The sequence below is a fragment of the Arthrobacter sp. SLBN-122 genome (assembly GCF_006715165.1).
Lineage (GTDB): Bacteria > Actinomycetota > Actinomycetes > Actinomycetales > Micrococcaceae > Arthrobacter.
In genome coordinates, this window is record NZ_VFMS01000001.1 from 4,156,108 (window position 1) to 4,182,221 (window position 26,114).

Here is a 26,114-nt window from a genome sequence, read left to right on the forward strand (position 1 = left end):
CGACGCCTTGCGACGCCTTGCACTGGGACACCCTGCACCTGGCCGGGCCTGGCGGAAAACGCCAGGGCCGCCCTGCCGGATCGGCAGGGCGGCCCCGTGAAGGGTCGAGGCTAGCGCACGTCCTCGTCGACCCACTCCATGGACTTGGTGACGGCCTTCTTCCAAAGCCGCATCTGGCGGTCCTGTTCAGCCTTGTCCATCTGCGGTTCCCAGCGCTTGTCCTCGGACCAGTTGGCGGAGCATTCCCCGAGGTCCTTCCAGAAACCCACGGCCAGTCCTGCCGCGTAGGCAGCCCCCAGTGCCGTGGTTTCAATGACCTTGGGGCGGATGACCGGGACGCCCAGGATGTCGGCCTGGAACTGCATGAGCGCGTCATTGGCCACCATGCCGCCGTCGACCTTCAACTCACTCAGCGGCACGCCTGAGTCGGCGTTGACCGCGTCCAGCACCTCGCGGGTCTGGAACGCGGTGGCCTCCAGAGCGGCCCGGGCGATGTGGTTCTTGTTGACGAACCGGGTGAGGCCCACGATCGCGCCGCGGGCGTCGGAGCGCCAGTACGGGGCGAACAGGCCGGAGAACGCGGGGACGATGTACACGCCGCCGTTGTCCTTGACCGACGCGGCAAGGGTTTCCACCTCCGGTGCGCTGCTGATCATGCCCAGGTTGTCGCGGAGCCACTGGATCAGCGAGCCGGTGACGGCGATGGATCCTTCGAGGGCGTAGTGCGGCTTGGCGTCGCCCAGCTTGTACCCCACCGTGGTGAGGAGCCCGTTCTTCGAGTGGACGATTTCCTCGCCCGTGTTGAAGATCAGGAAGCAGCCCGTACCGTAGGTGTTCTTCGCTTCGCCGGCGTCGAAGGCGGCCTGCCCGAAGGTTGCGGCCTGCTGGTCGCCAAGGATGCCGGCCACCGGCGTCTCGCGGAGCAGCTGGGAGCTGTGGACGGTGCCGTACACCTCGGAGGAGGACTTGATCTCCGGCATCATGCTGCGGGGCACGCCGAAAATGCGCAGGATTTCGTCGTCCCACTGCAGCGTCTCGAGGTCCATGAACAGGGTCCGGGAGGCGTTGGTGACGTCGGTGACATGGACGCCGCCGTCCACTCCGCCGGTCAGGTTCCACAGGACCCAGGCGTCGGTGTTGCCAAAGACCAGGTCCCCGGCCTCTGCCTTTTTCCGCGCGCCGTCAACGTTGTCCAGGATCCATTTGATCTTGGTGCCGGAGAAGTAGGTGGCCAGCGGCAGGCCCACTTTCTGTTTGAAGCGGTCCGCACCGCCGTCCCTGCCCAGTTCGTCCACGATGTCCTGGGTACGGGTGTCCTGCCACACGATGGCGTTGTACACCGGTTTGCCGGTGGTCTTGTCCCAGACCACCGCGGTTTCGCGCTGGTTGGTGATGCCCACGGCGGCAATGTCGTGCCGCGTCAGGTTCGCCTTTGAGAGGGCTGAGCCGATGACCTCACGGGTGTTGTTCCAGATTTCCGTGGCGTCGTGCTCCACCCACCCTGCCTGCGGGAAGATCTGCTCGTGTTCCATCTGGCCGGAGGAGACAATGGCGCCGCTGTGGTCGAAGATGATGGCGCGGGTGCTGGTGGTGCCCTGGTCGATGGCGATTACGTACTGGTTCATGATGACGTCCTTGTCTTGTTAATGGCTGAGGTGAGTACGGGTCAGGAAGCGGCCGTGATGATGATCGGGACAATCCGGGCGACGAGTCCGCCCAGGGCTCCGCCTACAAGCGGGCCAACCACAGGAATCCATGAATAACTCCAGTCACTGGAGCCTTTGCCCCTGATGGGAAGCACTGCGTGGGCGATGCGGGGTCCCAGGTCGCGGGCGGGGTTAATGGCGTAGCCGGTGGGGCCGCCGAGGGAAACACCGATACCGACGACGAGCAGCGCCACTGCCAGCGGGCCGAGCCCCGAGGGGGTACCGCCGAGGGTGAGGATGACGAAGACCAGCACAAAAGTACCGATGATTTCGGTGATCAGGTTCCATGGGGTGGACCGGATGGCAGGGCCGGTGGAAAAGGTCCCGAGCTTGCCTGCAGGCTCCGGCTCGTCGTCGAAGTGCTGCTTGTAGGCCAGCCAGCAGACCACGGCGCCAAGGAATGCACCCACCATCTCGCCCCCGAAGTAGGTGAGGGTGGAAGCGAAGTCTACGGTGACTCCCGGCGCATACTCAGCCTTGCCGTTGAGCAGCAGGCCGAGCGTGACGGCAGGGTTCAGGTGCGCGCCCGACTTGGCGGCGACGAAGACACCACAGAAGACGGCAATGCCCCATCCCCAAGTGACCATCAGGAAGCCGCCACTGTTGCCTTTTGTCCCCCGCAAAGCCACATTGGCAACGACGCCGCAACCCAACAGGGTCAGCATGCCCGTGCCAAAGACTTCGGAGAGGAAGACTATTCCTAGAGACATCTTTGACTCCATTTCTTTGTTTAGTTGTCGGTCCTCCGCGGGTGAAGGACCGTGTGGCCGGGACGCTGTAACGCCCCGGCCGGAAACCTGGCCTTAGGCGACCAGGCTGTGCGTTTCCACACGGTGGAAACGCTGCAGCACGTCCTGTGCGTGCTTGATCTCCGCAGCGCGCGCCGCCGCGTCCCACTTGAGCGGGACGGACAGAACTTCCGCCACTTCGTTGAGGAGTTCACCGGTAACCAGCCCGCGGAAGGCCAGGGAGGTACGCCGGATAAGGACATCCACCAGGTGCCCCACCTGCTCGTTGGCCGCCATGAATTCCAGTTCGCGGACACTGAGTTCGCGGGTGGAGCGCAGCGCGTGGTCAGGCTCGGCATCGAGGTAGGCGATCACCTCTTCGGCCCGGGTCCCATAACGGGTCAGCAGCCCGGCCGTGCGGTCTGCATCGCGCCCGGACGCCATGTGCGCCTTGATCCACTTCTGCACGCCGGCTTCGTCGGCAGGGAAGCCGGCGCCACCGCCGATGGGCAGTTGGGCGGTGGACACTTTGCGCTGCACGCCCAGTTCGCTGAGGACATCGTTGGTGAGGTGCTCCGCGAGGGCACGGAAGGTGGTCCACTTGCCGCCCACCAGGCTCAGCACGACGGCGCCGCTTCCGTCGGGTGCGGAGGTGCGGCGTTCGATGCGGTAGTCACGGGAGACGAAGCCGGGCTGGGTGGCGTCATGGCTGGGCAGGGGGCGGACGCCCGAGAACGTGTAGACGATGTCGTCAGGGGTGACGTCGATTGAGGGGAAGACGTGGCCGATCAGGTCGAAGAAGTACTGGATCTCCTCGTCGGTGCACACAGCGTCCTCCGACATGTCCGCGTCAACGTCCGTGGTGCCTACAAGCACGCGGTCCCCCATCGGGTAGATGAGGACGATCCGGCCGTCGGTGTGCTCAAAGAAGATTTCCCGGCCGCGGCAGGCGGCGAGGAGGCCGGGGTGGTCCAGTACGATGTGGGAGCCCTTGGTGCCTCCCATGAAGGATGAGGCCGCGCCCATTGCACCGTTGGTGAGGTCAACCCACGCCCCGGTGGTGTTGATGATGATGTCCGCCGTGAAGTCGAATTCCTCGCCGGTGAGTTCGTCGCGAAGGCGGACAGTACTTCCCCGCCCGGTCCCCGGATTGGGAACCGGCGACATGGACTGCAGCGAGAGGTAGTTGCTGGCGCGGGCCGTATCGCCCTGGGCACTGGTGCTCTCCGGGGTCCCCGGACGGCCGGCCTTTTCGCCATCCTGCAGGACGTCCAGGGTCAGCCGCTCGGGATTGTGGACCGAAGCATCGAAATAGGTGGCGGTGTACTTGACGTCCGGCCGCAGGGCAGGCAGTTCCTGCAGGGCCGCCTTATGGGTCCGGAACTGGTGCCGCGGCACCGTCCCGCCGTCCCTGGAGAAAGAATCATAGAGGCTGAGGCCGAGCTTGATGAGGAACGCCCCGCGCTCCTTCGGCTTGCCCTGCTGCTTGTGGGTCAGGAAGCGCAGCGGCGCCGAGAGGACGCCGGAGAATGTGCTGAAGATCGGGATGGTTGTTTGCAGGGGCTTGACGTAGTGCGGGGCAATCCTGAGCAGGCGGTTGCGTTCCACCACCGACTCGCGGACCAGGCGGAACTCGCCGTTTTCGAGGTACCGGATGCCGCCATGGATCATGTGCGAGGAAGCGCCGCTTGCTCCCTGGCAGTAGTCACCGCGCTCCACCAGGGCTACATCCACGCCCTGCAGCGCCAGGTCACGGAATGTCCCCACTCCGTTGATGCCACCACCTACCACCAGCACTTTCGCATGGGGGCGCCGCCGCAGGTTGTGGACCGACGCGCGTTCGGCTCCGGGGCGGGGCGCTGAAACAGGGGGTTGAACAGTTGAATCCTTGGGTCCCAAAACGACTCCCTTGGGGCTTTGTGTGATGCGGTCACCGCTGGATGGCGCCGCCGTTCTGCTCTATTGTTCGGAGAAATGGAAAATGGAGTCAAGGACTATGCACGAATGTGCAGTTGGGAACTGAGATGGGACTTTCACGCGACGCAGATGCCCTCCGAGCTGCACAAATGTATTACCTGCAGGACCTGACCATGGACGCGATTGCCCGGGAACTGCACACCTCCCGCTCCACGGTTTCCCGCCTGTTGTCCTCGGCAAGGGAATCGGGTTTGGTGCAAATCCAGATCCGCAACCCGCTGGACACGGGTCCCGAGCTGGAGGGGATGATCCGGCGCCGGTACAACCTGGACGTCCACGTGGTCCCCATCCTTGGGACGCTCAACGAAGCCGAAACCCTGGACCGCGTAGCCATGCAGGCGGCACGCACCATTGGACCCCTGGTGGACTCGAACGCCATCATTGGCGTGGCCTGGGGATCGACGCTCAGTGCCGTCAGCCGGCATCTCACCAGGAAGATCACGCACGACAGCGTCATCGTCCAGCTCAATGGTGCCGGAAACATGCACACCACGGGCATCACCTACGCAAGCGACATCATGCGCAGGTTCGGCAGCGCCTACGGGGCACGGGTGGAGCAGTTCCCCGTTCCGGCCTTCTTCGACCATGCGGCCACCAAGACGGCCATGTGGAATGAACGCAGCGTGCAGCGGGTCCTGGAACTGCAGGCCAAAATGAGCATCGCCATTTTCGGCGTGGGTTCGGTCCACGCCGACTATCCGAGCCACGTCTACGCGGGCGGGTACCTGGATGAGGACGACCTGAACGCACTGGCCAAATCGGACGTGGTGGGCGACGTTGCCACCGTCTTTTTCCGGGCCGACGGTTCCTCCGACGGCATTGTCCTGAACGAAAGGTCCACCGGGCCGGCACTTGCCCAACTCCGCCAGGTCCGCCGCAGGATCTGCGTGGTGTCCGGGGTTTCCAAGATCAACGGGCTCCGAGGAGCCCTGGCAGCCAGGCTGGCCACCGACCTGATCCTGGACGAAGCCACCGCACGGCGCCTGATCGATTACGAGGGACTGACCAGCTGAAGTGGGTAGAGTCGTTGCCATGAGAACCTCACCCCGGCTCAGCCTGAACAACGGCGTGCTGATAGACCAGCTCGGCTTTGGGCTCTACAAGGTGCCGGCAGCAGACGCTGAAGGGCTGGTGGCCACCGCGCTCGCCGCCGGTTACCGCCATTTCGACACCGCCGCCATGTACGGGAACGAAACCGGCGTTGCCCGCGGCATCAGTTCCCAGCTGGGCGACGGGACCGGGAGCGGCGGGTCCGGGGAGCTGTCCCCGTCCCTGGCCCGGGAGGACATCTTCATCACCACGAAAGTGTGGAACGACCACCACGGCTACGACGCGGCGCTGCGCGCCTTCGATGATTCCATGGTCAACCTGGGCCTGGACTATGTGGATATGTACCTGATCCACTGGCCCTGCCCCCGGCGGGGACTGTTCCCCGAAACTTACCGGGCCCTGGAAACGCTGTACCGGGAAGGCCGGGTCCGTGCCATCGGCGTTAGCAACTTCCAGCCGGCGCATCTTGACCGCCTGCTCCAAAGCGCCGAAGTGGTCCCGGCCGTCAACCAGGTCGAACTGCACCCGTGGCTGCAGCAGGAGGAACTGCGCAGCAGGCACGCGGAACTCGGCATCCGCACGGAAGCGTGGAGCCCGCTGGGCCGCGGCCAGGTGCTGGCCGACCCCGTCATCCAAGCCTGCGCGGCCGAGCACCGGCGGACGCCTGCGCAGGTGATCCTTCGCTGGCACATGCAACTGGGAAACATCGCCATTCCCAAGGCCAGCTCCGAAGCAAGGATCCGGGAGAACCTCAACGTTTTCAATTTCGAGCTCTCCGAACGTGATCTGTTGGCCATCAAAGCGCTGGACCGCGGGCAGCGGACCGGGTCGCACCCGGACAACGTCAACTAGGCCCGCGCATGGACACCGTAAACCCGGGGGCCTCCCCCGCGCCTGCCTACCTGAGCCCGGAACTTTCCGCCCGCACCTCCACGTCCACCGTGACCATCGACGGCGCCACGGTGGCCTCCTGGACGTATGAGCCACTGCAGGAGACACCGGAGACCCGCACGATTTTGGTGGTCCATGGGTTCCGCGGCGACCACCACGGGCTCCTGCGCGTCGCGGACCAGCTGCCGGAGATGCGCCTCATCATGCCTGACCTGCCCGGCTTTGGCAGGTCCGACGCCTTTGCCCGTGGCCCGCACTCGGTGGAGCGCTACGGGGCATTTCTCAGTGACTTCATGGCTTCCCAGGGCCTGGGGCCGGACACCGTGCTGCTGGGGCACTCGTTCGGATCCATCGTGGCGGCGCACTTCGTAGCGAACAACCCCACGGCCGTGCGTCCCTTGATCCTCATCAACCCCATCGCCGCTCCGGCGCTGGAAGGGCCAAAGGGCGTCATGACGCGGCTGGCGGTGCTGTACTACCGGCTGGCGGCACGGCTCCCGCAAGGGCCGGGGCTGGCCCTGCTGCGCAACCGGCTGATTGTGCGGGTGATGAGCGAGGCCATGGCCAAGACCCGTGACAGCGACCTGAGGGCCTTCATCCATGGCCAGCACCACGCGTACTTCAGTTCCTTCGCGGACCGGGACAGCCTGCTGGAGTCGTTCACTGCCTCCGTCAGCCACCATGTGGCAGAGGTGGCCGGAGAACTTGAACTGCCCGTACTGCTGATCGCGGGTGAAAAGGATGAGATCGCCACCCTTCCCAGCCAGCACAGCCTCCTGTCACGGCTGCCGGACGGGGAGCTGAAGGTGATTCCCGGCGTCGGGCACCTGATCCACTACGAAACGCCGGAGCCGGCCGCCCGCTACATCCGCAGCTTCCTGAAGGACCATCCCGCGTGAAGATCGTCATTGATGCACGTTTCACCCGTACCGACCATCACGACGGCATCAGCCGCTACGGAGCCAGCCTGATCGCTGCCACGGCGAAGATCGCTGACGTCTCCATGCTGGTTTCCGACGTCCGGCAGCTTGCACTCCTCCCGGACGTGCCGTACACGCTCATCAGCAGCCCGCTGTCACCGCTGGAACTCTTCGTTGCCCGGAAGGTCAACGCCATCGGGGCGGACGTGGTGGTGTGCCCCATGCAGACCATGGGCACCTGGGGGCGGAAGTACGGGCTGATCCTGACCCTGCACGACCTCATCTACTATGAGCACCCTGCTCCCCCGGGGTTCCTGCCGGCCCCCGTCAGGGTGCTCTGGCGCCTCTACCACAAGGCGTTCTGGCCGCAGCGGCTCCTGCTCAACCGGGCCGATACCGTGGCCACCATCAGCCGGACCACAGAGGCCCTGATGGCCAAGTACCGTTTGACGAAAAGGCCCGTGCGCATTATCGCCAACGCACCCCAGCCGGCGCAGGAACCACGCAAGCCGGACCACGGCGCGGACAAAACGGTCATTTACATGGGTTCATTCATGCCCTACAAGAACGTGGAAACCATGGTGGCAGGCATGGCAGGGCTGCCCGGTTACACGCTCCACCTGCTCAGCCGGATCACGCCCCAGCGGAGGGTGGAACTGGAACGCATCGTCCCGCCGGGCGCCTCCGTGGTGTTCCACAACGGCGTGACCGACGCGGAGTATGACGGGCTGCTGCGGCGGGCAACGGCACTGGTGAGCCTGTCCCGGGCCGAGGGATACGGCCTTCCCCTCGTGGAGGCCATGGCGGTGGGGACCCCGGTGATCGCCAGCGACATTCCGATCTTCCGCGAAGTGGGATCCGACGCTGCCATCTACGTGGATCCGGAGTCTCCCGGGCAGTTCGCGGACGCTGTGCGGCAGCTGCAGGATGAGCGGCACTGGCAGGAGATGTCGCGCCGCTCCCTGGCCCGGGCAGCGGAGTTCAGCTGGGATGAATCGGCACGCCAACTGGTGGACGCGGCGCACGAGGTAGTGGCGAAGAGGCATCACTAAGGACGTCACCACTTAGAGGACGTCAACAGTTACAGGACGTCAACACCGTCCAGGCGCAGCTGCACGGGGTCCGTGGCCCGTTTGGCGGCCACGGCTGCGCGGGTCACCCGCAGGACACGGACGACGGCGGTGGCCTGGCCGTAAGGAAAGAACAGCAGTGTCCGCACGTCCTCGGCCGAGCGCCTGCCGGAGGGGGGTGCGGTCAGCAGGAGCGGCGCCGGGCCCGCGGCGCGGACTGTTATGCCCGTGCGGGCAAGGTCCGCTTCCACGGCTCCAGTGTAGTGTTCGACGGCGGCGCGCGGCCCGGTGACAGAGGCAATCCGGACCGCCGGGGGAAGCTGCAGTTCCACGCGGAGGGACAGCTCCCGCTGCGCATAGCCGGCCGGGTCCCATCGCAGCAGGGCGCCGGTGCCGGCGGTCTCCGTTGCGGTGACCACCACCAGCCCGCCGTCCGGGGCGGGGCGCACCAGGGCAGCGGCGTTGAACCAGCGGCGCACGGTGTCTTCGCCCGCGCGGAGGGTTTCCCGGCGCAGCAGGGAATCCCCGTCCAGCAGCAGGGCGGCGGCATATCCGGCCTCCGCGACCGGTTCGGCCCCCACCGTTGCCACCACCAGCGCCTTGCCCGTGCCTACTGTGGTCTTTACCTGGTCCCCTGACGAGGTGATGACCGTTGTGCCGGGAAACGCCCGGCCAAGCTCCTCGGCGGTGCGCAGGACTCCGGTGGCCCCTTTCCGGAGCTGCCGGCCGCCGCAGTGGGAGCACTTCCAGTCCGGGGCCGGGGTGGAACACCACCGGCACTGCGGCAGGGCGGAGGTGCCGGCCAGCGCCAAGGGTCCCTGGCAGTTACCGCAGCGGGCCGGTTCCCGGCATGCTTCGCACACCAGCGAGGGCGCGTACCCTGCCCTGGCAACCTGGACCAGGACGGGACCGCGCTCGAGTCCCTCCTTGGCGGCCTGCCATGCTGCGTGCGGCAGCCGCGCGATGGTTGCCAGCGGGTCCCGTTCCTGCTCGAAGCTGTCGGCAGTGCTGAGGACGCGTGGAACAGTCCTGCGGACGGTGGCACGCTCGGTTGCTACCGGGACGGCCCACCCGGCTTCCACCAGCCGCTGGACCTCGGTGCTGCGTGCATGCCCTGCAAGGAGGCAGGCAGTATTTTCCTGCTCGGCCCGAAGGAGCAGGACTTCCCGGGCATGGGCGTACGGTGCGCGCTGCTCGATGTGGAGGTCGTCGCCGTCGTCCCAGCACGCGACGAGCCCCAGGTGCCGCACCGGCGCGAAGGCCGCTGAGCGCGTACCGATGGCGATGGTGGCCGTGCCTGCGAGCAGGCGCAGGAAGCTCCGGTACCGGGGTGTGGGGCCGTCGTCGGCCGTGAGCCTGGCCACGGCCGTCCCAGGTACCAGGTCCTTGAGTGCCTGCTCCAGCCGGTCGAGGTCCCGGTAGTCGGGAACCACCAGCAGCGCGCCCCTGCCGGAGGCATAAGCTGCGGCAGCGGCCTGGGCAAGCATGGCCGGCCAACCGGCGGTACCATAGCCCTGCAGCGGGTTGACGGCGGCGCGCGGGGATCCCCCGCTGGCCAGGTGCCGGAGGAACGCGGCACCGGTGCGGTAGGCGGTCCAGGCTGAAGAGCCGACGGTGCCGGGCGGGGGTTGGGTGCCCTCTCCCTCCGCGGGGTCCAGGGAGCCGGGGTAATCCTTTTCCAGCCTGGCGACCCGGGGTGGTACGGCGAGGCGCAGGACATCGCTGACCGTCCCTGCGTAGCGGGCAGCGACGGCGTGGGCGAGGTCCCTGACGGCGGGCGTGAGGACCGGAACCGGGGACACGACTTTTGCCAGGGGCACCAGGGTGTGCCCGGCGTCGGACTGCGCCACACGTTCAAGGAGGAATCCGCTGAGGTCCTGGCCGTTGAACTTGACCTTGACCCGGACTCCCGGCTGGGCCGCCTGGTCAAGTGCAACCGGGATTGCGTAGTCGAAGGGGCGGTCCAGATGCGGCAGCGGGGACTCAATGAGGACCCGCGCCACCGGAAGTTGCTCCGCCAGGTCAAGGCCGCCCGGCGTCTGCCGTGTGGGGAAACCCTGCAGCAGTGAGGGCTGGACGGAACTGTCAGGAGCCATGGCAGTTACCTCCGTTCAGCGGCCGGGTTGGACAGGAACAGCCAAGCACCGGGCACTGACATTGGACTTCCGGCCTGGGTGATTGTGCTTCCGCCCTGGGCGGGAGTGGACTAGGCGTTGAAGAATGCCTTGAGCTCGTCCACCCGGTCCAGGCGTTCCCAGGTGAAGTCGGGCTCATCCCGGCCGAAGTGTCCATGCGCAGCAGTTTTGGCGTAAATGGGCCGCTTCAGGTCGAGGGCGTCGATGATGGCGCGGGGCCGAAGGTCGAAGATCTCCGCGATCGCGGCGCTGATGCGCGCAGGATCCACGGTTTCGGTGCCGAAGGTTTCAACGTAGGTTCCCACGGGGCGGGCCTGGCCGATGGCGTAGGCGATCTGGATCTCGGCGCGCTTGGCCAGTCCGGCAGCCACAACATTCTTGGCAACCCAGCGCATGGCGTAGGCGGCCGAGCGGTCCACCTTGGAGGGGTCCTTGCCGGAGAAGGCTCCGCCGCCGTGGCGGGCCATGCCGCCGTACGTGTCAACGATGATCTTCCGGCCGGTGAGGCCGGCGTCGCCCACCGGGCCGCCGATCACGAATTCACCGGCCGGGTTAAGGATGTTGGCCGCCCGGGAGATGTCCAGGTTGGCGCCGGCGAGGACGGGTTCAATGACGACGGCGGCGAGGTCAGCGCGCAGCTGCTCGAGGCTTGCGCCCTCGGCGTGCTGGCTGGAAATCACCACCGTTTCCACGGACACGGGCACGTCCTTGTCGTAGCCCACCGTCACCTGGGTCTTGCCGTCGGGGCGGAGGTACGGCAGCTGGCCGGTCTTGCGGACCTCGGTGAGCCGTTCGGAGAGCCGGTGGGCCAGCCAGATGGGCGTTGGCATGTAGGAGGGGGTTTCGTCGCTGGCATAGCCGAACATCAGGCCCTGGTCGCCGGCACCCTGGAGGTCATAGTCGTCCTCCTGCCGGCCTTCGCGTGCCTCAAGAGAGTTGAACACGCCGCCGGCGATGTCGTTGGACTGCTGGCCGATGGAGACTGATACGCCGCAGCGGGCACCGTCGAAGCCGTTGGCCGAGGAGTCGTACCCGATGCCCAGGATGGTCTCGCGGACGATCTGCGGGATTTCGACGTAGGCGTCGGTGGTGACTTCGCCTGCCACGTGCACCAGGCCCGTGGTGGCCATGGTCTCCACGGCCACGCGGGACTCGGGGTCCGCGGCCAGCAGCGCATCCAGGATGGCGTCACTGATCTGGTCGCAGATCTTGTCCGGATGGCCTTCAGTGACCGATTCGGACGTGAACAGCCGGAGCGCGGAGGGCGTGGCCCCATGGGTCTGGGGAAGGTGCAGCGGTAAAGTCACTCAACTACCTTACTGGTTGGTGTCGGCACTCCCGTCAGGGAGCAGTCTGTAGATGTCCCCGTGCTAAGCAAAGGTGGCCGGAAACACTTCAGGCGGGCGCTGAAACAGGTTCAGTTGAAGGAAACCCGGTTCAGGTCACAAGGAAACATGGTTCAGTTCAAAACTGATGCGGCGGATGATGGCTTCCGAAACCTCTGTCTTGGTTCCTGACGCTTCCTGTGGTTCGGAACCGGAGCGCGAGAGGATGACCACCGAGTTGGAGTCCTGCCCGAAGACCTTGTCCGTGCCCACGTGGTTCACCACCAGCAGGTCGCAGCCCTTCCGCTGCAGTTTTGCTTCCGCATACGCCAGGACGTCGCCGTCGCTGTCCCCCGTTTCGGCCGCGAAACCGACGATGAGTTGCCCGGCCCCGGCGGCACCGACGGTGCGCTGCTCCACGAGCTCCTGCAAAATATCGGGGTTTCGGACCAGGGTGATGACGGGATCGGCGGTGTCGTCCCGCTTCTTGATCTTGGTGTCCGATACTTCGGCCGGGCGGAAATCGGCCACGGCTGCGGACATGATGACGACGTCGGACACGGCAGCGGCGTGCAGTGCGGCTTCCCGGAGTTGCAGGGCCGTCTCCACGCGCACCACTTCCACGCCCGCCGGCGGTGGAACGTCCATGTGGGCTGCCAGCAACCGTACGGAAGCGCCCGCGTTGCGTGCTGCGACGGCAAGTGCCACCCCCTGTTTGCCGGAGGAGCGGTTGCCGAGGAAGCGCACGGGGTCCAGGGGTTCGCGGGTTCCGCCGGCGCTGATGGTGACGGTGCGGCCGGCAAGGGGCAGCTGGTAATCGCCCTGTCCCTGCAGCAGGGCCATGGCTGCGTCGAAGATCACCTGGGGTTCCGGAAGCCTGCCGGGGCCCGAGTCGGCGCCGGTCAGCCTTCCCGAGGCCGGCTCCAGGACAGCGGCTCCGCGGCTGCGGAGCGTTTCCACGTTGGCCCGGGTGGCTGCATGCTGCCACATTTCGGTGTGCATCGCGGGGGCGAACAGCACCGGGCCGTGGGCCATCAGCAGGGTGTTGGTGAGCAGGTCCCCAGCCTGGCCGGTGGCAGCCTTCGCCAGGAGGTCCGCCGTGGCGGGTGCCACCACCACCAGGTCTGCCTCATGGCCGAGGCGCACGTGGTTGACCAGGTGCACGTCATCGAAAACACTGTTGCTCACCGGGTTTCCGGACAGCGCCTCCCAGGTGGCGGTTCCGATGAAGCGGGTGGACGCCTCAGTGGGAATCACCGTGACGTCATGGCCGGCTTCAGTAAAAAGCCGGAGGAGCGATGCCACCTTGTAGGCGGCGATCCCTCCCCCGACTCCGAGGACTATGCGCACGTGACCTCCGTCAACAGCAAGTCAGTTCAGCGGCAGGATTACTCTGCAGCTTCGATCGGCGTGGAAACCAGCTTGCCTTCGTTGATCTCGCGCAGCGCGATGGACAGCGACTTTTCGTTCAGCTTGGTGTCAACCAGGGGTCCGACGTATTCGAACAGGCCCTCGTGCAGCTGGGCGTAGTAGGCGTTGATCTGACGAGCACGCTTGGCACCGAAGATCACCAGGCCGTACTTGGAGTCGGCTGCCTCAAGCAGCGAGTCGATCGGCGGGTTGATGATGCCTTCAAGGTTCGTGGACACGAATTCTCCAAATTCCTAGCGGGCTGACGGTTCCGGCAGCTGTGGATGCGGTGTCAGCCCCATGAGTGAAACAAGCTCGTCCGCTGCCCGGCGGACGTCGTCATTGATGACGGTGTGGTCGAACTCCGGTTCAGCAGCAAGTTCCAGTTTAGCGGTTTCCAGGCGCCGCTGCTGTTCTTCGGGTGTTTCGGTGCCGCGGCCCACCAGCCGGCGGACCATCTCGTCCCAGGTGGGCGGGGCCAGGAAGACGAACTGGGCGTCCGGGACGGCTTCCTTTACCTGGCGCGCACCCTGCAGGTCGATCTCGAGCAGCACGGAGCGGCCCTCTGCAATGGCCTGGTTCACGGTGCTCTTCAGGGTGCCGTAGGTGTTCTGCCCGTGGACGACGGCCCACTCAAGAAGTTCGCCGTCGGCGATGAGCTGTTCGAACTCGTCCTTAGTCTTGAAGAAGTAGTGGACGCCATCCACCTCCCCTGGCCGGGGCGCCCGCGTGGTGGCCGAAACGGAAAGCCAGACCTCGGGGTAGTTGTCACGGATGTAAGTGGACACGGTGCCTTTGCCAACAGCCGTCGGACCTGCGAGGACTGTCAGTCCAGGTTTCTTGCTCACGTATTCCTTTTGCCGCAGTTGGGGAAAGACAGGACGCCGCCTGCCTCAATGCTCATCTATAAAATCTACCAGCGCCCGGCGTTGGTGGACGCCCAGGCCCCGGACCCTGCGGGACGCCGCGATGCCAAGCTGCTGCATGATGGCGGCAGCCCGCACCTTCCCGATGCCGGGAAGGGCCTCGAGCAGTTCCGAGACCTTCATGCGTGCCAGCGCGTCGTCCTCCAGGGCGGAGCTGATGATGTCCGCTGCGGACCTGTCGCCGTTCCGAAGGCTTTCCTTTGCTGCGGCACGGGTGGCCCTGGCCGCTGCTGCCTTGCCCAGGGCGTCGGCCCGTTCAGATGCGGAAAGAGGTCGCAGGACCATCACGGACACCCCCGGATTCGGCGGATTTCATCCAAGGGCGGCCGCCCTTGGACCTGTCCTGAAACTACCCTCTGGTGCAGCCCGAATCAATGCATCCCAGCAATTGCAGCCTATTGTCCGCGCAGCCCGTCCAGCGTGCGCAGGGCGGCCTCCCGCAGGCCGCGGACCTGCGGACCTGCCGAAAGGATGTCGCGGCTGGAGGTTCCCAGGACCAGCGGGTAGGCGTCGCCGAAGGTGGCCCGAAGGTCCGCCGGCGTGGCCCCCTGCGCTCCCAGGCCGGGCGCCAGGATGGGACCGCGGACGGCAGCGAGATCCATATCCAGATCCGTCAAAGCTGACCCCACGGTGGCGCCGACCACCAGGCCCACGGAGCCCAGGTTGCCCCCGTACCGGGAGTTTTCCGCCGCTGCCGCAGATGTGATCCTGCGCGCCACGGAATCCCTTCCGCCAACATGCTGGACCGAAGCTCCTTCAGGGTTGGAAGTCAGTGCCAGCACGAAGACACCGCGTCCGGTTTCGGCCGCGAGGTCCAGCGCGGGGCGCAGCGACTCGAAGCCAAGGTAGGGGCTCAGCGTGACGGAGTCCGCCGCCAGCGGGGACTCGTCCCGCAGCCAGGCGTCGGCATAGGCGGCCATGGTGGATCCGATGTCGCCGCGTTTGGCGTCGGCGATGCTCAGGACAGACTCGTCCCGGGCGGTGGCCAGGATTTCCTCCAGTACCGCCATGCCGGCTGACCCGTGGCGTTCGTAAAGTGCCACCTGCGGCTTTACCGCGGCAGCGAGCGGAGCCACCGCCTCCAGGACCGTCAGGGAAAAGCGCCGAAGCCCGGCGGCGTCGTCGTCCAGTCCCCAGCTCTTCAGCAGTGCCGGGTGCGGGTCGATGCCCACGCAGAGCGGGCCGCGGGCGGCCATGGCCGCGCCGAGCCGGGAGCCGAAGGACTCCCGGCCGGCGGTGGATACCGGGCTGTTGCCTGATGCCTGCTCAGGCATGCTGCAGGGCGGCTTTCTGTGATTCCGCCAGTGCGGCGGCGTGCTCCTGCAGGCTGGTGACGGACCATTCATAGGTGCGCATGGCTTCGATGGCCTGGACGGCGGCGTTGAACTCGGCCACCGTGGTGATGCACGGAATGCCGATGGACGTTGCTGCGGCGCGCAGTTCGTAGCCGTCGCTGCGGGCTTCGCCGCCGGAGGGGGTGTTGAAGACCATGTCGATCTCGCCGGCCACGATGAGGTCCGCGATGGTGCCTTCGCCCTCGGCGCTGCTGCCCTCGGCAACCTTGCGCACCGGGGTGGCCTGGATGCCGTTGCGGCGCAGGACGTCGGCGGTGCCGCCGGTGGAGACGATCTCGAACCCGAGGTCCGAGAGCCGCTTGACGCCCATGATGACCGAGCGCTTGTCCCGGTTGGCCACGGAGACGAACACCTTGCCCTCGGTAGGCAGGGCATTGTTGGCCCCGGCCTGGCTCTTGGCGAAGGCGGTGTCGAAGTGTTTGTCGATGCCCATGACCTCGCCGGTGGAGCGCATCTCGGGGCCGAGCAGGGAGTCCACCACCTTGCCTTCAAGGGTCCGGAACCGGCTGAACGGCAGGACGGCTTCCTTGACGGCGACGGGCGCGTCCAGCGGCAGCGTGGAGCCGTCGCCGGTTTCCGGCAGCATCTTGTAGGCGCTGCGGAGCTGTCCGATGGTCACGCCGGTGCCGATGAGGGCCGCGGCTTTGGCCATCTGCACACCGGTGGCCTTGGACACGAAGGGCACGGTCCGGGAGGCGCGGGGGTTGGCTTCCAGGACGTACAGGACGTCCGAGGCCAGCGCGAACTGGATGTTGATCAGGCCGCGCACGCCCACACCTTCAGCAATGGCGCGGGTTGCGGTGCGGACGCGTTCGACGACGTTGCTCCCCAGGGTGATCGGCGGCAGGACGCAGGCGGAGTCACCGGAGTGGATGCCGGCTTCCTCGATGTGTTCCATGATGCCGCCCAGGTACATGTCGGTGCCGTCGTAGAGGGCGTCGACGTCGATTTCGACGGCGTCCTCCAGGAAGCGGTCGATCAGTACCGGGTGGTCCGGGGTGATCTCGGTGGCGTTGGCGATGTAGCGGGAGAGGTTGGGCTCGTCGTAGACGATTTCCATGCCGCGGCCGCCGAGCACGTAGGACGGGCGGACCAGGACGGGATAGCCGATCTCGTCAGCGATCTTCTTGGCGTCCTCGAAGGAGACGGCGGTGCCGTTCTTGGGCGCCACCAGGCCGGCCTTGTCCAGCACCCGCGAAAAGGCGCCGCGGTGCTCGGCGAGGTCGATGGCCTCCGGTGAGGTGCCCAGGATCGGGACGCCGGCGTCGGCCAGCTGCTGGGCGAGCTTCAGCGGGGTCTGGCCGCCGAGCTGGACGAACACGCCCATGACGCCGCCGGTGCGTTCCTCGGCCGCAATGACCTCCAGCACGTCCTCAAGCGTGAGCGGCTCGAAGTACAGGCGCGTGGAGACGTCGTAGTCGGTGGAGACGGTTTCCGGGTTGCAGTTGACCATGACGGTCTCGTAGCCGGCCTTGCGCAGCGCCATAGAGGCGTGGACGCAGGAGTAGTCGAACTCGATGCCCTGGCCGATGCGGTTGGGGCCGGACCCGAGGATCAGGATGGACGGCTTGGAGTGCAGCGCAACCTCGTCCTCCTCGTCGTAGGCCGAGTAGTGGTACGGGGTGTAGGCGGCGAATTCGGCGGCGCAGGTGTCCACGGTCTTGTAGACCGGGCGGATGCCCAGTGCCTGGCGGACACCGCGGACCACTGCCTCGGAGTTGTGCGTCAGGGCGCCGATCTGTTCGTCGGAGAAGCCGTGGCGCTTGGCCCGCTTGAGCATCTCAGCGGTCAGGGCGCCGGCCTGGCGGACCTCGTGGGAGATCTCGTTGAGCAGCTGGAGCTGGTCAAGGAACCACGGATCGATCTTGGTGGCTTCGAAGAGCTGTTCCACGGTGGCGCCGCCCAGGAGGGCACGCTGGACCTGGTGCAGGCGCCCGGTGGTGGGGCGCTTGGCCTTCTCGATCAGCTCGGCGACTTCCCATTCGGGAACGCTGCTGAAGTCCAGCTGCGAGCCCTTCTGCTCGAGGGAGCGCAGCGCCTTCTGGAGTGCCTCGGTGAAGTTGCGGCCCATGGCCATGGCCTCGCCCACCGACTTCATGGTGGTGGTGAGGGTATCGTCCGCTGCCGGGAACTTCTCGAAAGCGAACCGCGGGACCTTGACCACCACGTAGTCCAGGGTGGGCTCGAAGGACGCGGGGGTCTTCTGGGTGATGTCGTTGGGGATCTCGTCCAGGGTGTAGCCAAGCGAGAGCTTGGTGGCGATCTTGGCGATGGCGAAGCCGGTGGCCTTGGATGCCAGTGCCGAGGAGCGGGAAACGCGGGGGTTCATCTCGATGACCACCACGCGGCCGGTCTTGGGATCGATGGCGAACTGGATGTTGCAGCCGCCGGTGTCCACGCCCACTTCACGGATCACGGCGATGGCAACGTCGCGGAGCTTCTGGTATTCGCGGTCGGTAAGGGTCAGCGCCGGAGCCACCGTGATGGAGTCGCCGGTGTGCACGCCCACGGGATCGAAGTTCTCGATGGAGCAGACCACAACGACGTTGTCGTTCTTGTCCCGCATCATCTCGAGCTCGTATTCCTTCCAGCCCAGGATGCTCTCTTCGAGCAATACCTCGCTGGTGGGGCTGTACTGCAGGCCCTGTCCGACGATACGGCGCAGGTCCTCCTCGTTGTAGGACAGGCCGGAGCCCAGGCCGCCCATGGTGAAGGAGGGGCGGACCACCATGGGGTAGCCCAGGTCGGTGGCTGCCGTGAGGGCCTCATCCATGGTGTGGATGATGTGGCTGCGGGCGGATTCAGCGCCGCAGCGTTCCACCACGCCCTTGAACTTTTCGCGGTCCTCGCCAAGTTCAATGGCCGCGATGTTGGCACCAATGAGCTCCACGTTGTACTTCTCGAGCACACCGTTCTTGTCCAGGGCAATGGCGGTGTTCAGCGCAGTCTGGCCACCGAGGGTGGGCAGGACGGCGTCGGGGCGTTCCTTCGCGATGATTTTCTCCACCACCTCAGGGGTGATGGGCTCGACATAAGTGGCGTCGGCGAACTCGGGGTCGGTCATGATGGTGGCCGGGTTGGAGTTCACGAGGATGACGCGCAGGCCTTCCTCCTTGAGGACGCGCAGCGCCTGGGTGCCGGAGTAGTCGAACTCTGCGGCCTGGCCGATGACGATCGGGCCGGAACCAATGACGAGGACGCTCTTGAGATCTGTACGTTTCGGCATTACTTCTTGTCCTCAGTCTTGTTGTCGTTTTTGTGGTCAGCGCCTGCAGGGTGGGCGGCGTCCACGGGCTCCTTGGAAAGGTTGGCGTTCCTGCCGTCCCGCGTGCCGTCCATGAGCTCGATGAAGCGGTCGAACAGGTAGGCGGCGTCGTGCGGGCCGGCCGCGGCTTCCGGGTGGTACTGCACGGAGAACGCCGGGATGTCCAGGCAGGCGAGGCCTTCTACGACGTCGTCGTTCAGGCTGATGTGGCTCACTTCCACACGTCCGTAGCGTGCCTCCGGGGCCTGTGTGGCGCCGTCGAGCGGGGCGTCCACGGCAAAGCCGTGGTTCTGGGAGGTGATCTCCACCTTGCCGGTGCGGCGGTCCATCACGGGCTGGTTGATGCCGCGGTGGCCGTAGCGGAGCTTGTAGGTGCCAAAGCCCAGTGCGCGGCCCAGGATCTGGTTGCCGAAGCAGATGCCGAAGTAAGGCAGCTTCTCGTCCAGGACCGAGCGCAGCAGCTTGACCTGGGCATCGGCCGTGGCGGGGTCACCGGGGCCGTTGGACATGAAGAAGCCGTCCGGGTTGACGGCCTTCACGTCCTCAAGAGTGGCGGTGGCGGGAAGCACGTGGACGCGGACACCGCGCTCGGCGAACCGGACCGGGGTCATGGCCTTGATGCCGAGGTCGATCGCCGCGATGGTGAAGCGGGGTTCACCGTCCCAGCCGTGGTCCTTCGGCTCCACAACGTAGGCTTCGTCCACGCTGACTTCCTCGGCCAGGCGCGAACCTTCCATGGGCGCGCTGGCCAGGACGGCGTCGACCAGTTCCTTGTCCGTGGCCTGGGCTGCCTCGCCGGAGAAGATGCCGGCGCGCATGGTCTTGTGCTCGCGCAGGTGCCGGGTGATGGCGCGGGTGTCCACGCCCTGGATGCCCACGATGCCCTGGGCCACAAGTTCTTCGTCCAGCGACCGTTCGGAGCGCCAGTTGGAGGGCCGGCGGGCTGCGTCGCGGACAATGTAGCCGGCCACCCAGATGCGCCGGGACTCGGCGTCGTCATCGTTCACGCCGGTGTTGCCGATGTGCGGGGCCGTCTGGACCACCAGCTGGCGGGCGTAGGACGGATCGGTGATGGTTTCCTGGTAGCCGGTCATTCCGGTGGCGAAGACGGCCTCGCCCAGGGCGGTACCGGTGGCGCCGTAGCTGGTGCCGCGGAAAATGCGCCCGTCTTCGAGAACCAGTGTTGCCGGAGCGGAGGTGGTTGCTGTCAATGTATTCGCTTTCACTGTCTTACTTTCCACTGGTGGCACCAGCCGCTGGGGCTGACGAAATCAAATCCTGAAGGGCCTGGTAGAGCACGTCCTTGTCGGCGCCGCGGCGGGTCCGGAAGCCGGTGTCCAGTCCGTGCGCGCCGAGCGTCCATCCGAGAACCAGCAGGCCGTCCTTTTCCACGAACTTCCCGGCCATGCCGCTGTCCTGCCGGACACCCGTGAGGGACGATGCGGGGATATAGATGGCAGGCGCGCCCGACCGTTCGTAGAGGACGCCGTGCGGGAACACCGCGAGGGTGGCGTTGGTGCGGATGCCCAGCCCGTGCACGGCGATCCGGTCCAGCCAGTCGCCGGCCGTGGTGGTGGCCACGTACTGTCCTTCGGCAACGGCGGTGGGCGCGCCGGGCGCGGCGGGCACCTGGGGCAACTGTTCGACGTCGGACTGGCGCTTCAGGCGGTTGCGCCAGCCTATGGCGAGGAGGACGAATACGACGGCGACCACCGCCAGCATGGCAAGTCCGGGAAGGATCTTGTCCATCAGGCAGCGCCTGCGGGGGTTGCGGCGGAGTCCGGGTGGGGCGTGTTGAGTTCGCCGTTGAGGACGGTGGGGTGCCCCTTGAAGAAGGTGGCCATCACCTTGCCGGGGAGCTCCCTGCCCTTGAACGGCGAGTTGCGGCCCATGGTGGCCATCTGGAAGGGGTCAACGGTCCAGCGTGCCGCCGGGTCCACGAGGATGATGTTGGCGGGTTCCCCGGCTTCGATGGGCCGGCCCTGGTCGCCCAGCCGGCCGATCTTCGCGGCCGCGGTGGAGGTGACCCTGGCAAAGTCCGCCCAGGTCATGAGGCCGGTGTCGATCATGGCGTGCTGGACCACGGACAGGGCGGTTTCAAGCCCGGTCATGCCCATTGCTGCCTGAGCCCATTCGCATTCCTTGTGTTCACTGGGGTGCGGTGCATGGTCGGTACCCACAACGTCGATCGTCCCGTCTGCCAGTCCAGCACGCAATGCCTGGACGTCGGCATCAGTGCGCAGCGGCGGGTTGACCTTGAACACGGGGTCGTAGCTTCGCACCAGGTCATCGGTCAGCAGCAGGTGGTGCGGGGTAACCTCGGCCGTGACGTCAATGCCCCGTTCCTTGGCCCAGCGGATGATTTCCACCGAGCCGGCGGTGGACACATGGCACACGTGGAGGCGGGAGCCGACGTGCTGGGCCAGCAGGACGTCGCGGGCGATGATGCTTTCCTCGGCCACCGCCGGCCAGCCGGTGAGGCCCAGGACCGCGGAGACGTCGCCCTCGTTCATCTGGGCGCCGGCGGTGAGGCGCGGTTCCTGCGCGTGCTGGGCCACGACGCCGTCGAACGCCTTGACGTATTCCAGCGCGCGGCGCATCAGCACGGGATCGTGGACGCAGATGCCGTCGTCGGAGAACATCCGCACCCTGGCGCGGGAATCTGCCATGGCGCCCAGTTCGGCCAGCTGCTCTCCTGCCAGGCCGACGGTGACGGCGCCGACGGGGCGGACATCCACCCAGCCGGCGGCCCGGCCCAGCGTGTAGACCTGCTCCACGACGCCGGCGGTGTCCGCGACCGGGGTGCTGTTGGCCATGGCGTGCACGGCCGTGTAGCCGCCAAGGGCCGCTGCCCGCGTTCCGGTCTCCACGGTCTCGGCGTCTTCGCGGCCCGGTTCGCGGAGGTGCGTGTGCACATCCACCATGCCGGGCAGGGCCACCAGGCCGGCGGCGTCGATGACGGTGGCCCCGTCTGCGCTCAGGCCGGTGCCGATCTCGGCGATGATGCCGTCGCGGACCAGGAGGTCGGCGGGCTCACCGCCCAGGATGGCGGCGCCTTGGATGAGGTAGGTTCCGGTGTTGCCTGCCATCAGTTGCTCTCCTTGGTGGACGGGGCGGCGGCGGCATAAGCCGGGACGCGGTGGGCGGCTGGTTCCCGGGTGTCCCCGGAGAGCAGCAGGTACAGTGCGGCCATCCGCACGGACACGCCGTTGCGGACCTGGGCCAGGACGGTGGAACGGGGTGAGTCGGCGGCGGCGGCGCTGATTTCCAGGCCCCTGTTCATGGGGCCGGGGTGCATGATGATGGTGTCCGTCATGCCCAGGTCGTCCAGGGCGCGGAGCCGGTTGTCATCGAAGCCCCACCGGCGCGAGTATTCACGGGTGCTGGGGAAGAACGACGCGTTCATGCGTTCGCCCTGGACGCGGAGCATCATCATGGCGTCCACGCCGTTTGCCAGGGTTTGGTCCAGGTCGTAGCTGACGCTGCAGGGCCATTTTTCGACGCCGACCGGCAGCAGGGTGGGGGGCGCCACCAGGGTGACTTCCGCCCCGAGGGTCCGGAGCAGCCACACGTTGGACCGCGCCACGCGGGAGTGCAGGACATCACCGGCGATGGCTACCCGCATGCCTTTGAGGTCGGTCCCTTCAGAACCAGTGCCGGCGAGGCGGGCCCAGTGCCGACGCATGGTGAAAGCGTCGAGCAGGGCCTGGGTGGGGTGTTCGTGGGTGCCGTCGCCGGCGTTGATGACGGCGGCGTCGATCCAGTCGGTTGCGGCGAGGCGGTGTGGAGCGCCCGACGCCCAATGCCGGATGACCACGGCATCGGCGCCCATGGCTGACAGGGTCTGGGCGGTGTCCTTGAGGGATTCACCCTTGGATACCGAGGATCCCTTGGCGGCGAAGTTGATGACGTCCGCAGACAAGCGCTTGGCGGCGGCTTCGAAGGAGATGCGGGTGCGGGTGGAGTCCTCGAAGAAGAGGTTGACCACGGTGCGTCCGCGCAGGGCCGGAAGCTTCTTGACTTCCCGCTCCCCCACGGCCGACATTTCCTCGGCCGTGTCCAGGATGCGGATGGCGTTCGAAAGGCTGAGGTCCTCGGTGGACAGGAGGTGCTTCATGCGCCGCCCTCGATCACGACTTCGTTGACCGGGGTTCCGGCATCGGAGGTGTCTGTCTCTTCGAGCCGGACCCGGACCTTTTCGGCGGAGGAGGTGGGCAGGTTCTTGCCCACGTGGTCAGCCCGGATGGGAAGTTCGCGATGGCCCCTGTCGATCAGGACTGCCAGCCGGACGATGCGGGGACGGCCAAGATCCACCAGCGCGTCCAGGGCAGCACGGATGGTGCGGCCGGAGTACAGGACATCGTCGATCAGCACCACAACCTTGTTGTCGATGCCCGTACGGGGCAGCCTGGTGGGGTACGGCGGCCGGGTCCCCTGGTGGGAGAGGTCGTCGCGGAACATGGTGACGTCGAGCTGGCCCACTATGGCAGCGGCATCAACGGTGGAGTCTGCGGCGGCAATTTTTTCGGCCAACCGGACAGCCAGCGGATAGCCGCGGCGGGGAATTCCCAACAGGACCAGGTCGCGGGATCCCTTGTTGGCTTCGAGGATCTCGTGGGCGATACGAGTGAGGGCCCGGTCAATGTCCGCCTGGCTGAGGACAACCCTGGCTGGAACCGGTGCGCTGGTGACAGAAGTCAACGCTCGTCTCCCCTTTCCCCGCCTCACAGGACGGAATTAAAAAAGGAATGTTTGCTGTTCAAAATTACCACACGGTCCCTGCCTGGCCGGTCCCCGGGGAAGCGGTGATGGTCACACCCCGAACGGCGCGGACGGCTGGATCCTTTGTGCTGCGGTGGCCCCCGCTTAGGCTTTCGGGTATGCCGATGTATCCGCAGCAGCCTTCCTCCGGACTCCCAGACGATCCCTACCGTGGTGCCACCGGTCCCCTGCCGCAGCAGGCCAACCCCAGCTGGATGGGGCACGTGCAGCCCGAACACTACCGCGCGGCGCCGGGTCACCAGGGCAGCCCGATGGCGGTTTTGGTGCCGCCGGGCGCCCAGGGCGCGGCCCTGCAGGCGTCGCGGACCCGCAGCGGGCTGGTGGGGCTGACGGTTGCCGGCGGCATCCTGGCTTTCATGAGCCTCTTCCTGGTGGTGCCGTTCCTGCTCTCCAACACCGGCGCCGGCGGTTTCCTGATTGGTTTCGTGGCGTCGCTGGTCCCGCTGTCGGTGGTCCTGGCCGCGGTCCACATCATCGACAGGTGGGAACCTGAACCTAAACGGCTGCTGTTCTTTGCCTTCACCTGGGGTGCTGCGGTGTCCGTTGCCGTGACCCTGCTCATCCAGCCGTTCTTTGTGATCGCCTTCCAATTCACTGACGAGCCCGACCTGCAGACCTACATGGCCACCGTGCAGGCACCCATCGTCGAGGAATTCGCCAAGTCACTTGGCCTGCTCATCCTCCTCCTCGCGGCGCGCCGGCAATTCGACGGGCCCGTGGACGGCGTGGTGTTCGCCTTCACCATCGCCGGCGGGTTCGCCTTCACCGAAAACATCCTCTATTTCGGCAGGGCCATTGCGGAATCGGCATCCCCGGCAAGCGACTTTGCGCAGGTCTTCTTCCTCCGCGGCGTTATGTCCCCGTTCGCCCATGCGATTTTCACCGGGACCACCGGCCTGATTATGGGCTTCGCTGCCAGGCGCTGGCATACCGGTGCTTCGATCGGCGCCTTTTTCGTGGGTCTGCTGCCGGCCATGTTCCTGCACAACAGGTGGAACAGCATGGGCCAGGGATTTCTGCTGGACTACATCCTGGTCCAGGTGCCCATCTTCCTCCTGGCCGTGGGCGGCATCATCTTCCTGCGGGTGGCCGAGAACCGCCTGACCCGCCAGCGGCTGCTGGAGTACTCCGCGGCCGGCTGGTTCACACCGGCCGAAGTCCAGTTGCTGGCCACCCGCGGCGGCAGGCGGACGGTCCTGGCATGGGCTGCGGGTTCGGGCAGGAAGCGCCAGATGAAACAGTTCGTGAAGGCGGCCACCCAGCTCGCCAACACCCGCCAGCGGATCCTGAGCGGACGCGACGTTGCGCTGCACCAGGCCGAGGAAAGGCAGCAGCTCCAGCGCATCGTATCCCTGAGGGCGGCCGTAGCGGGCTGAGCTGGACCGGCCGGGACGCAAACAGGGCCCCGCCGAAATGGCGGGGCCCTGTTGCTTGGTGGAAAGGCTACGCGAGCAGCGAAGGCTTCAGCTGCTGCAGCCGGCCCAGCAGGCCGTTGATGAACTGCGGGGACTCGTCCGTCGACAACGTCTTGGCCAGCGCTACGGCCTCGCTGACCGCCACACCGTCCGGGACGTCGTCGTTGTAAAGAAGCTCCCAGGTGCCGATGCGCAGGATGATGCGGTCCACTGAGGGCATCCGCTCCAGGCTCCAGCCCTGCGAGTACGTCTCCAGGAACTCGTCGATGGCTGCCTGCTGGGACACCACGCCTTCGACGATCTCCAAGGTGTAGGGGTTGACCACCTGGTCGGTCTTTTCCCGGCGTGCGCGAAGCACGTCGAACGCCGAAACAGAGCGCTGCTCCGCCTCGAACAGAACATCCAGTGCCCTGTTGCGGGCTTTACCGCGGGCGCTCACTACTCGGTGACCCGGCCCAGGTAGCTGCCGTCGCGGGTGTCCACCTTGACCTTGGTGTTGTTCTCGATGAACAGCGGAACCTGGATCTCGTAGCCGGTTTCCAGCGTGGCAGGCTTGGTGCCTGCGGAGGAGCGGTCGCCCTGCAGGCCCGGCTCGGTGTAGGTGATTTCGAGGACGACGCTCGGCGGCAGTTCGATGTAGAGCGGGTTGCCGTCGTGGATGGCGATGTTGACCATCTGGTTTTCGAGCATGAAGTTGGTGGCGTCGCCAACCGTGGCACCGGAGACGGTTATCTGGTCGTAGTCTGAGGTGTCCATGAACACGAAGTCCGCGCCGTCCTGGTACAGGTACTGGTAGTCGCGGCGGTCAACGGTGGCGGTCTCGATCTTGAGGCCGGCGTTGAAGGTCTTGTCAACAACCTTGCCGGACATCACGTTGCGCATCTTGGTCCGCACAAAGGCGCCGCCCTTGCCGGGCTTGACGTGCTGGAATTCGATGACGTTCCAGAGCTGGCCCTCGAGCTTCAGGACCGTTCCGTTCTTAATGTCGTTAGTGGTTGCCACTGGTTTCCTCTGGTTTCTTTGTCTGGCCGCGTGGTCAGATGCTGTATGCCGGGCGGGCACGCCTTAACGGCCCGCCTGCACGTGTTTGTCAAAAATCGCGTGGATGCAAAAATTCCACAACCATTCTACCGGTAAATCGGGGCCGGCCTTTCCGCGG

23 protein-coding genes are annotated in these 26,114 nt (G+C 66.3%); 5 read left to right on the plus strand and 18 right to left on the minus strand.

Translation table 11 applies throughout. The features are described from left to right. Window positions 1-110 precede the first annotated feature (110 nt). The 3 genes from glpK to FBY36_RS19080 form a co-directional block, all read right to left on the minus strand. Window positions 111-1,625, minus strand: coding sequence for a glycerol kinase GlpK (gene glpK / locus FBY36_RS19070; protein WP_142121963.1), 1,515 nt, complete (start codon window positions 1,623-1,625; stop codon window positions 111-113). A 41-nt stretch (window positions 1,626-1,666) separates the two neighbouring features. Continuing rightward, window positions 1,667-2,416 carry an MIP/aquaporin family protein gene (locus FBY36_RS19075; protein ID WP_142031324.1) on the minus strand — a complete coding sequence of 250 codons (750 nt, stop codon included), beginning with the start codon at window positions 2,414-2,416 and terminating at the stop codon, window positions 1,667-1,669. Between the two features lie 93 nt (window positions 2,417-2,509). Further along, complete coding sequence (locus FBY36_RS19080; RefSeq protein WP_142121965.1) at window positions 2,510-4,333, minus strand: glycerol-3-phosphate dehydrogenase/oxidase; 1,824 nt, start codon at window positions 4,331-4,333, stop codon at window positions 2,510-2,512. Window positions 4,334-4,458: 125 nt separating this feature from the next. On the opposite strand from FBY36_RS19080, the gene FBY36_RS19085 reads away from it, so the two are divergent. Genes FBY36_RS19085 through FBY36_RS19100 form a run of 4 tightly spaced genes read left to right on the plus strand, consistent with a single transcriptional unit; the run spans window position 4,459 to window position 8,324 of the window. Continuing rightward, entirely contained in the window at window positions 4,459-5,424 is a 966-nt protein-coding gene (locus FBY36_RS19085) for a sugar-binding transcriptional regulator (RefSeq protein WP_142121967.1), read from the plus strand. A 19-nt stretch (window positions 5,425-5,443) separates the two neighbouring features. Then, window positions 5,444-6,313, plus strand: a complete 870-nt coding sequence (locus tag FBY36_RS19090) for an aldo/keto reductase (RefSeq protein WP_142121969.1) — start codon at window positions 5,444-5,446, stop codon at window positions 6,311-6,313. 8 nt (window positions 6,314-6,321) lie between these two features. Beyond that, window positions 6,322-7,251 carry an alpha/beta fold hydrolase gene (locus FBY36_RS19095; protein ID WP_142121971.1) on the plus strand — a complete coding sequence of 310 codons (930 nt, stop codon included), beginning with the start codon at window positions 6,322-6,324 and terminating at the stop codon, window positions 7,249-7,251. After that, the gene (locus FBY36_RS19100) at window positions 7,248-8,324 is read left to right on the plus strand and encodes a glycosyltransferase family 4 protein (RefSeq protein WP_142121973.1); all 1,077 of its coding nucleotides are present in this window, start codon (window positions 7,248-7,250) and stop codon (window positions 8,322-8,324) included. Before FBY36_RS19095 ends, FBY36_RS19100 begins: the two co-directional genes overlap by 4 nt. 29 nt (window positions 8,325-8,353) lie before the next feature. Here the strand turns inward: FBY36_RS19100 and FBY36_RS19105 are convergent, their stop codons facing one another. The 13 genes from FBY36_RS19105 to pyrR all read right to left on the minus strand — a co-directional run bounded on the left by FBY36_RS19105 (window position 8,354) and on the right by pyrR (window position 23,459). Continuing rightward, window positions 8,354-10,438 carry a primosomal protein N' gene (locus FBY36_RS19105; protein WP_142121974.1) on the minus strand — a complete coding sequence of 695 codons (2,085 nt, stop codon included), beginning with the start codon at window positions 10,436-10,438 and terminating at the stop codon, window positions 8,354-8,356. A 110-nt stretch (window positions 10,439-10,548) separates the two neighbouring features. After that, on the minus strand, window positions 10,549-11,784 hold the full coding sequence (metK, locus tag FBY36_RS19110; protein WP_142031330.1) for a methionine adenosyltransferase: 1,236 nt from the start codon (window positions 11,782-11,784) through the stop codon (window positions 10,549-10,551). A 135-nt stretch (window positions 11,785-11,919) separates the two neighbouring features. Continuing rightward, window positions 11,920-13,152, minus strand: a complete 1,233-nt coding sequence (coaBC, locus tag FBY36_RS19115; RefSeq protein WP_142121977.1) for a bifunctional phosphopantothenoylcysteine decarboxylase/phosphopantothenate--cysteine ligase CoaBC — start codon at window positions 13,150-13,152, stop codon at window positions 11,920-11,922. 38 nt (window positions 13,153-13,190) lie between these two features. Further along, on the minus strand, window positions 13,191-13,451 hold the full coding sequence (gene rpoZ / locus FBY36_RS19120; RefSeq protein ID WP_003800778.1) for a DNA-directed RNA polymerase subunit omega: 261 nt from the start codon (window positions 13,449-13,451) through the stop codon (window positions 13,191-13,193). 15 nt (window positions 13,452-13,466) lie between these two features. After that, the gene (gmk, locus tag FBY36_RS19125; RefSeq protein ID WP_142121979.1) at window positions 13,467-14,060 is read right to left on the minus strand and encodes a guanylate kinase; all 594 of its coding nucleotides are present in this window, start codon (window positions 14,058-14,060) and stop codon (window positions 13,467-13,469) included. Between the two features lie 45 nt (window positions 14,061-14,105). Then, entirely contained in the window at window positions 14,106-14,423 is a 318-nt protein-coding gene (mihF, locus tag FBY36_RS19130) for an integration host factor, actinobacterial type (RefSeq protein ID WP_026265771.1), read from the minus strand. Window positions 14,424-14,533: 110 nt separating this feature from the next. After that, window positions 14,534-15,412: an orotidine-5'-phosphate decarboxylase gene (gene pyrF / locus FBY36_RS19135; RefSeq protein WP_142121981.1), complete on the minus strand. Its 879-nt coding sequence runs from the start codon at window positions 15,410-15,412 to the stop codon at window positions 14,534-14,536. Next, a complete protein-coding gene (gene carB, locus FBY36_RS19140) occupies window positions 15,405-18,719 on the minus strand; it encodes a carbamoyl-phosphate synthase large subunit (RefSeq protein WP_142121983.1) in 3,315 nt (1,104 codons plus the stop codon). The genes pyrF and carB overlap by 8 nt, the downstream gene beginning before the upstream one ends. Next, window positions 18,719-20,008 (minus strand): glutamine-hydrolyzing carbamoyl-phosphate synthase small subunit, encoded by a 1,290-nt coding sequence (gene carA, locus FBY36_RS19145; RefSeq protein WP_442858253.1) that lies wholly within the window; start codon window positions 20,006-20,008, stop codon window positions 18,719-18,721. Before carA ends, carB begins: the two co-directional genes overlap by 1 nt. Next, complete coding sequence (locus FBY36_RS19150; protein ID WP_142121987.1) at window positions 19,989-20,507, minus strand: PH-like domain-containing protein; 519 nt, start codon at window positions 20,505-20,507, stop codon at window positions 19,989-19,991. The genes carA and FBY36_RS19150 overlap by 20 nt, the downstream gene beginning before the upstream one ends. Further along, the gene (locus tag FBY36_RS19155; RefSeq protein ID WP_142121990.1) at window positions 20,507-21,847 is read right to left on the minus strand and encodes a dihydroorotase; all 1,341 of its coding nucleotides are present in this window, start codon (window positions 21,845-21,847) and stop codon (window positions 20,507-20,509) included. Before FBY36_RS19155 ends, FBY36_RS19150 begins: the two co-directional genes overlap by 1 nt. Beyond that, a complete protein-coding gene (locus FBY36_RS19160; RefSeq protein ID WP_142121992.1) occupies window positions 21,847-22,875 on the minus strand; it encodes an aspartate carbamoyltransferase catalytic subunit in 1,029 nt (342 codons plus the stop codon). The genes FBY36_RS19155 and FBY36_RS19160 overlap by 1 nt, the downstream gene beginning before the upstream one ends. Next, window positions 22,872-23,459: a bifunctional pyr operon transcriptional regulator/uracil phosphoribosyltransferase PyrR gene (gene pyrR, locus FBY36_RS19165; protein WP_056336647.1), complete on the minus strand. Its 588-nt coding sequence runs from the start codon at window positions 23,457-23,459 to the stop codon at window positions 22,872-22,874. The genes FBY36_RS19160 and pyrR overlap by 4 nt, the downstream gene beginning before the upstream one ends. A gap of 179 nt (window positions 23,460-23,638) precedes the next feature. On the opposite strand from pyrR, the gene FBY36_RS19170 reads away from it, so the two are divergent. Beyond that, window positions 23,639-24,916 carry a PrsW family intramembrane metalloprotease gene (locus FBY36_RS19170; protein ID WP_142121994.1) on the plus strand — a complete coding sequence of 426 codons (1,278 nt, stop codon included), beginning with the start codon at window positions 23,639-23,641 and terminating at the stop codon, window positions 24,914-24,916. A 67-nt stretch (window positions 24,917-24,983) separates the two neighbouring features. Here the strand turns inward: FBY36_RS19170 and nusB are convergent, their stop codons facing one another. Together nusB and efp are read right to left on the minus strand one after the other, a co-directional pair. After that, on the minus strand, window positions 24,984-25,394 hold the full coding sequence (gene nusB / locus FBY36_RS19175) for a transcription antitermination factor NusB (RefSeq protein ID WP_018761427.1): 411 nt from the start codon (window positions 25,392-25,394) through the stop codon (window positions 24,984-24,986). Beyond that, window positions 25,394-25,957 (minus strand): elongation factor P, encoded by a 564-nt coding sequence (efp, locus tag FBY36_RS19180; RefSeq protein WP_018769313.1) that lies wholly within the window; start codon window positions 25,955-25,957, stop codon window positions 25,394-25,396. Before efp ends, nusB begins: the two co-directional genes overlap by 1 nt. Window positions 25,958-26,114: the final 157 nt, after the last annotated feature.

Bases quoted from the DNA above. Each gene is read 5' to 3' on its own strand.
- FBY36_RS19105 (WP_142121974.1), bottom strand. From the start codon at position 10,438: ATGGCTCCTGACAGTTCCGTCCAGCCCTCACTGCTGCAGGGTTTCCCC.
- FBY36_RS19085 (WP_142121967.1), top strand. From the start codon at position 4,459: ATGGGACTTTCACGCGACGCAGATGCCCTCCGAGCTGCACAAATGTAT.
- FBY36_RS19150 (WP_142121987.1), bottom strand. From the start codon at position 20,507: ATGGACAAGATCCTTCCCGGACTTGCCATGCTGGCGGTGGTCGCCGTC.
- carB (WP_142121983.1), bottom strand. From the start codon at position 18,719: ATGCCGAAACGTACAGATCTCAAGAGCGTCCTCGTCATTGGTTCCGGC.
- pyrF (WP_142121981.1), bottom strand. From the start codon at position 15,412: ATGCCTGAGCAGGCATCAGGCAACAGCCCGGTATCCACCGCCGGCCGG.
- FBY36_RS19095 (WP_142121971.1), top strand. From the start codon at position 6,322: ATGGACACCGTAAACCCGGGGGCCTCCCCCGCGCCTGCCTACCTGAGC.
- FBY36_RS19160 (WP_142121992.1), bottom strand. From the start codon at position 22,875: ATGAAGCACCTCCTGTCCACCGAGGACCTCAGCCTTTCGAACGCCATC.
- mihF (WP_026265771.1), bottom strand. From the start codon at position 14,423: ATGGTCCTGCGACCTCTTTCCGCATCTGAACGGGCCGACGCCCTGGGC.
- FBY36_RS19090 (WP_142121969.1), top strand. From the start codon at position 5,444: ATGAGAACCTCACCCCGGCTCAGCCTGAACAACGGCGTGCTGATAGAC.
- glpK (WP_142121963.1), bottom strand. From the start codon at position 1,625: ATGAACCAGTACGTAATCGCCATCGACCAGGGCACCACCAGCACCCGC.
- FBY36_RS19155 (WP_142121990.1), bottom strand. From the start codon at position 21,847: ATGGCAGGCAACACCGGAACCTACCTCATCCAAGGCGCCGCCATCCTG.
- FBY36_RS19075 (WP_142031324.1), bottom strand. From the start codon at position 2,416: ATGTCTCTAGGAATAGTCTTCCTCTCCGAAGTCTTTGGCACGGGCATG.
- FBY36_RS19170 (WP_142121994.1), top strand. From the start codon at position 23,639: ATGCCGATGTATCCGCAGCAGCCTTCCTCCGGACTCCCAGACGATCCC.